This window comes from Raoultella sp. (assembly GCF_039594335.1).
Classification (GTDB): Bacteria; Pseudomonadota; Gammaproteobacteria; order Enterobacterales; family Enterobacteriaceae; genus Klebsiella.
Genome location: NZ_JBCNNS010000246.1, coordinates 1 through 3,538, shown reverse-complemented (window position 1 = coordinate 3,538; position 3,538 = coordinate 1). Strand labels below are relative to the sequence as shown.

The 3,538-nt window shown below is 51.6% G+C and carries 3 protein-coding genes; all 3 read left to right on the top strand.

All coding sequences use genetic code 11. The features are described from left to right. Nucleotides 1-323: 323 nt before the first annotated feature. The 3 genes from ACZAHD_RS22390 to ACZAHD_RS22380 all read left to right on the top strand — a co-directional run bounded on the left by ACZAHD_RS22390 (nucleotide 324) and on the right by ACZAHD_RS22380 (nucleotide 3,020). Nucleotides 324-1,331 carry an AraC family transcriptional regulator gene (locus ACZAHD_RS22390; RefSeq protein WP_462458690.1) on the top strand — a complete coding sequence of 336 codons (1,008 nt, stop codon included), beginning with the start codon at nucleotides 324-326 and terminating at the stop codon, nucleotides 1,329-1,331. 231 nt (nucleotides 1,332-1,562) lie between these two features. Continuing rightward, the gene (locus tag ACZAHD_RS22385) at nucleotides 1,563-2,393 is read left to right on the top strand and encodes an oxidoreductase (RefSeq protein WP_462458689.1); all 831 of its coding nucleotides are present in this window, start codon (nucleotides 1,563-1,565) and stop codon (nucleotides 2,391-2,393) included. Between the two features lie 333 nt (nucleotides 2,394-2,726). Next, complete coding sequence (locus ACZAHD_RS22380; RefSeq protein ID WP_462458688.1) at nucleotides 2,727-3,020, top strand: YciI family protein; 294 nt, start codon at nucleotides 2,727-2,729, stop codon at nucleotides 3,018-3,020. Nucleotides 3,021-3,538: the final 518 nt, after the last annotated feature.

The window sequence follows — 3,538 nt, the reverse complement described above, 5'->3', positions numbered from 1 at the left end:
CCCGATCATCGTTTTACCTGGTTTTCACCGTTTACCCCCGGCTCCTGATTGCAACCAGCCGTTGCTGACCAGCACTACGCACTCAACACATCGTCCAGCTACGGACAACCATTTTCCCCTAATCTGCCCCCAAATTTCGCCACCTGTATTTGGCTTGCTTAAACCCAAATGACCCTGACCCGAAATGGTTATTCAGACAGGTCGTATAATAAATGGTGGCGTAACTGGCCGTAATGATGGCGCATTTTGAATGTAGCATTCAAATTTAACAGAATATGATGCTAGCGTTATTTCTGTAAAATCTTCACTTCAGGAACCTGAGTATGGCACGTAACCGCACTTTCTCTCTCAATATCGGCTGGAGAACGCTGCTCAAAGACGCCGGGCTTATGCCTGAAGACATACTGCGCAGAGCTGGCTTGCCAGACGATACGTTTGCAAGAACCGATCGCGGTCTTGACACTGATGAATATATTCGTTTGTGGCACGCCCTGGAAAGCGCAATAAATAACCCAGCGTTCCCCCTTCCCCTCGTCGAAAACGTTTCTGCGGACGTGTTTGATCCGCCGCTTTTCGCTGCGCTGTGCAGTACTAATATGATGCAGGCGGTCCAGCGGCTGGCCAGATATAAGCAACTCATTGCCCCTATGGCGCTGGATACGACCGTTGATCATAACGGCATTCTGACGGTTTCGCCGCGCTGGCTATCAGCCACTGACATCCCCATATCTCTACAGGTCGCAGAGCTGGCGTTTTTACTGCGGCTGGTACGCCTTGCAACACGCGAACCGATCAAGGCATTGAACGTCATACTCCCGCAACCTCCCACGGCTGCGCAGGCTGGTTACTTTACCCGCTTCTTCGGTACAGCCATTTCGCACGGCGAAAAGCCTGCTATCCGCTTTGCCGCCACTGATGCTCTGCGGCCTTTTTTAACGGCGAATGAAGGGATGTGGCAGGTATTTGAACCTGAGCTGCGACGCCGCCTCAGCCAGTTGGATGTAACGGTTTCAACCGCTGAACGCGTGCGTGCGGTACTTCTGGAGCTGTTGCCAGGTAACGAAGCCACCATTGAAAAAACCGCAGAGCGCCTGGGGATGAGCAAACGCACGCTGCAGCGCAGGCTTGAAGATGAGGGAAAAAATTTCCGCGCCCTCATCCATACCTGCCGCGAAAATCTGGCGCGCCATTATCTATGTAACACCCGTCTGCCCGATTACGAAATCGCATTCCTGCTAGGTTTTGAAGACCCCAATTCATTTTATCGCGCCTTTATGACCTGGACAGGCCAGACTCCTGAAACGGTCAGAGGAACCCGGCACCATGATTAATTGAGGCTGTTAACGGTGTCAAAGGGCGTTAAACCGCACGACGGCTGGGTTAGCGGGCTCTCGTCGAAAAACTGCCGTTCATAAGGTCGGCGTTGCAGCGTTTCCATGTCTCTAAAAGAGGCGCACTTCCTGCGCCGCGTGACGCCTTTAGCAAGCCATCTGGCGCAGATCGCAAGACAGATAAGTCATCTGTTCAGGCAAACTGGGCGCAGTTCATTCATTGAGGTGCCTATGTTTACTCAGGAAAAGAAAACCGCGCTGGTCACCGGCGCTTCGTCCGGCATGGGTAAGGCCATTGCCCGTCGTCTGATTCAGGATGGCTATCAGGTGTACGTTGCCGCCCGTAATGTCGAAAAAATGACTGACCTGGTCAGTCTTGGCGCACGGTCGCTGCGGATGGATATGTCTGTCGATGAGGAAATTGTCTCCGGCGTAGCCACCATTCTGGCCCAAACCGGTGGGATTGATGTTTTGGTCAACAATGCCGGTTTTGGCCTCTATGGACCCGTAGAAGAGATAGAGATTGACGAAGCGCGCTATCAGTTTGAGGTCAATCTGTTCGGTGCCGCACGGCTCACGCAGTTGCTGCTCCCTACGATGAGGGCCAGACGCTCCGGACATATTGTCAATATCACCTCCATGGGGGGAAAGATGTACAGCATTCTGGGGGCCTGGTACCATGCAACCAAGCACGCACTGGAAGGCTGGTCAGACTGCCTCAGGCTGGAAGTCGCTGAGTTCGGGATTAAGGTCGTGATTGTTGAACCGGGCGTAATAGAGACCGGCTTCGGCGATGCCGCCAGTGCCAGTCTTGTCAGACGTTCGGCCAACGGGCCTTATGGTCACCTGGTGAAAAGGGTGTCCATGTCGATAAAAAAAAACTACGGACAAGGTACAGGTAGCGCTCCGGAGGTCATTGCGGAAGTGGTGTCCCGTGCAGTTAAAAACAGTCACCCGCGTACGCGGTATGCCGCTGGTAAGTTTGCAAAAATGCTCATCCGCATGCGCGTCTGGCTGGGAGATCGGATATTCGACCGCATTATTCTCAGTCAGACCCGTTGACAGACAAATGATGGAATGACATTTTCAACACATGAGCTGATCATGGCAGCGAAAATCTGCTTCATCACAGGCGCAGCAAGCGGGATTGGTCGTATCCAGGCGGAAGCGGCACTGGCCCGGGGATAATTCAGGATGGCGCAACCCTTTTTCTTAGCTATTCACTCTTAGCGAACGCCGGTTGAACATCGTGACTTGCAATATCGGCCTTGACGTGACCAGCTCCATTTGATGTGGTCGATAAGCCAATCTTCGCCAATGATCGCGGGAAGTTATTCTTCTCCTTCCCTTTCCTGGCGCTGGTATTCTAAGGCTTTCTTTTACAAGGGCTTTGACATGAGTATCATTTATGTGGTTATTCTGACTTATATAAAACCATTAGAAGACGTTGACGCTCAAATAGCAGAACATGTTGAGTGGTTGAAGAAAGGTTACTCAGAGGGGGTGTTTTTAACCTCAGGAAGGCGAATTCCGCGTAATGGTGGTGTTATTCTCGCGAAATGTGACAGCCTTGAATCTCTGGAAGCCCGCCTTAGCCAGGATCCATTCCAAAAATTCAATATTGCTAAAGCGGAAATTATTCCCTTTGAAGCCACGATGAAAGCGGAACTACTGGAAAATATTTTTTGAGTTCATTCCGGCTCAGTAGCTGATATTGAGCCGTCCGCAATCCAGACGCTCCATCTTGAAATACTCCCCATCATTGGCGCATCGCTGTTAGCAGTCCGTTATTCCCGCGTGTTTCACTCACCAGCCCGCCCGCGCTTTCCGTTTCCAGCCTGTATACAGAGCCGGAACACGCCATTCCTGCAACGACCAGTTTCGTCACGTAACTGTTCAGACCAGAAACATCTGGTAACACCAGGAATTTTCCTGGATGATGGCTAGTGTACAACGTCGCACACAGCAATCATGTCATGAAGTATTTTCCCCCTGAGAGTACCTGCTCAAGGGGACTTTTTTTACCGGCGCATTGCACCGGGATAAACTAGCCTGAACAGGCAGCTTAGTTAACCGTCTGCGAAAGTGCTGATGGCGCCAGACCATTCAGTGTCGTGCCAATACGATCAGCTCTACGCAGTGTCTGCAACCGATGGATGCAACGCCCTGATTAAATTGCTCTCCAGCCACCTGTTCGTTCATCAGGA